The 2,294-nt window shown below is 60.5% G+C and carries 3 protein-coding genes and 1 tRNA gene; all 4 read left to right on the plus strand.

Features of this window, described 5'->3' with window-relative positions:
- Window positions 1-288 precede the first annotated feature (288 nt).
- The 4 genes from FS320_RS41930 (at window position 289) to FS320_RS41945 (ending at window position 2,149) form a co-directional block, all read left to right on the plus strand.
- Window positions 289-945, plus strand: a complete 657-nt coding sequence (locus FS320_RS41930; protein WP_152718461.1) for a LysE family translocator — start codon at window positions 289-291, stop codon at window positions 943-945.
- A gap of 116 nt (window positions 946-1,061) precedes the next feature.
- Window positions 1,062-1,415, plus strand: a complete 354-nt coding sequence (locus FS320_RS41935) for a lysozyme inhibitor LprI family protein (RefSeq protein WP_152718462.1) — start codon at window positions 1,062-1,064, stop codon at window positions 1,413-1,415.
- Window positions 1,416-1,708: 293 nt separating this feature from the next.
- Window positions 1,709-1,924 (plus strand): hypothetical protein, encoded by a 216-nt coding sequence (locus FS320_RS41940; RefSeq protein ID WP_152718463.1) that lies wholly within the window; start codon window positions 1,709-1,711, stop codon window positions 1,922-1,924.
- Between the two features lie 147 nt (window positions 1,925-2,071).
- A tRNA-Pro gene (locus tag FS320_RS41945) sits at window positions 2,072-2,149 on the plus strand.
- The last annotated feature ends 145 nt before the right edge of the window (window positions 2,150-2,294 follow it).

Genomic DNA, 2,294 nt, shown 5'->3' on the forward strand with positions numbered 1-2,294 from the left:
TATCCTGACCAGTACTCCGAGCGGCATCTGCGCACACTCCAGCGGCGTCTGAAAATCTGGCGCCGGGATGCGGCATGGGCCATGGTGTTCGGGTCATCGGATCAAGGCTCGGTGCCCGCAGAGCCCTGAGGCTTGCCGGGAGCATGAAGATGAGGCAACGACCATCCGTGTCGGGAGCATTCTTCGGTGAGGCAATACGGTAGACCATCTCAATCGACGCCCTGGCGGCCCTCGAAGAGCTTGCCTCGATCCCCGTCGCAGGCCTATGGCTGGCGCGGAGACTACATCATGCCGGACCTCTCGACCTTTCTCACGTTCTATGCCGCCGTGCTGGCCCTGCAGCTCGCCCCCGGCCCCGATATGATTCTCCTGCTGAGCCGCGGCGTCGGACAGGGCCGGCGCACAGCCGTCCTGACCGCAATCGGCATGACCTTGCTGGCCGGCCTCATCCAACTTCCTCTCCTGGCCCTGGGCGTCACCTCCCTGATAAAGGCCTCGCCTCTTGCCTTCGAGCTGCTTCGATGGGGCGGCGCGGCCTACCTCGTGTGGCTCGGCGCCAAGCTTTTGATCGGTTCGTTCGGTCCCCATAGCCTTGTGCGCACAGCCCCGAAGCCGGTGTCGGACCTCGCGGCGCTACGCCAGGGCATGATCAACAACCTGACCAACCCGAAGGCCATGATCTTCATGCTCGCCTTCCTTCCTCAGTTCGTGGATCCGAACAATGGGTGGCCCGTCACGGCGCAGCTGCTGTTTCTGGGAGGTGTTCAGAAGACTTCAGGATTTTTCATTCTCGGAGCTGTCGCGATCGGGACTGGAACGCTCGGCGAATGGCTTTCTCGTCGGCCGGGCCTGATCGCCTGGCAGGAGAGATGCGCGGGTCTCATCATGGTCGGACTTGGCCTGCGTCTCGCCCTGTCGGGCGATGCTTCGGCATTCCGCCGCTGAACTGCGTCCGATTTACCTTCCATTAAGCCAATCCCGAAGGACCCCAGGCATTCATGGAGCCTCCTCAGGCAGGAATCGTTCTCCCTGCAGCCTGAGTTCTTTCGAGGATAGATTTCATGAATGGAAAAGCGTTCTGCCTCGCCGTCCTCTCGATTCTCCTGACGTCGGTGCGGCAGCCCGTCCAAGCGGCGAGCTTTGATTGCGCCAAGGCTGAGACGGCCGACGAGAAAACGGTCTGTGCGGACCGAGCTTTGAACGATCTCGATGTCGAGATGTCCGTCCTCTACACGCAGCTCAAGCCTCTTCTCGGCATGGGAGCGCGCGGTGACATGGAAAACGCGCAAGTTGCCTGGCTCAAGCGGCGCGAGGGCTGTGGCAGCGACCGCACCTGCCTGAGCAAAGCCTATGAGGATCGCCTGTTGCAGCTGAGGGGTGGTTTCGAGGCTCTTGCGAAACGCGGACCCTTGTGAAATCGCCAATAAAAAACCCCGCACGATGGCGGGGTGTGCAAAGACACAAAGTGGGGCAGTGGACATGAAACCACTGCCGAGAGCGCTGTGGCACTTGGGGGCGCCGTGGGCCGCTCTCACGGGAATTTGTATCCTGGCTCGGCGCCGTTACCTATCCTTCTTCTCGGAAATGGTTAAGCTTCCGTCTTGTTCAGACTTCGGGTTCGGAGCTGACGTGTCTTAGCGCACACCTCTCTTGCCGTGGAAATGCCACCTTGGCTTCACTTCCCTAACGTCATCAGCGGAGCCACAACATGCGCGCTATTCTCGCTCTCCTTTGCCTGTTCTCAGGCCTGCCGGACGATGCATCGGCGGAAGGCTTCGATGCGACCCAGGAGAAGACCGAGAAGTACCGGGCACTCCTTTCGGAGCTCGCTTCCTCAGGGACAACACCAGACATCGAGACAGCGACCGATCTGCCCGAAGGTCTGAAGCAGGCCATCGAGGCCTGGACTGACCCCCGCTGCTAAGTCTCGCGCAGCTTGTCCGTTTCGTATCCCAAATCTCACGATCCTCGGCTCCGGGCAATCGGCAACGATGTCTTTCCCTGTCGCGCTTAATTTCAGGGGTTGCGCGAGCGCCCGTTAAAAGTTAGAGGAACCAAGCCTTTCGGCAGTCGGAGCGTAGCGCAGCCCGGTTAGCGCACTAGTCTGGGGGACTAGGGGTCGGAGGTTCAAATCCTCTCGCTCCGACCATTTATTTCAAGGGCTTAGTACTACTGTGTCATAAACTTTGTGTGGCAGCAGGGACATCGTGGGAGCCTTCGCACGAGAGTGCAGATGAGTTCAGCCCGGATGGTGGCGATCGACTGGGCGACGTGGCGTTCGGGGCGGATGGGTG

The sequence above is a fragment of the Microvirga tunisiensis genome, assembly GCF_009296175.1.
GTDB classification, from domain to species: Bacteria; Pseudomonadota; Alphaproteobacteria; order Rhizobiales; family Beijerinckiaceae; genus Microvirga; species Microvirga tunisiensis.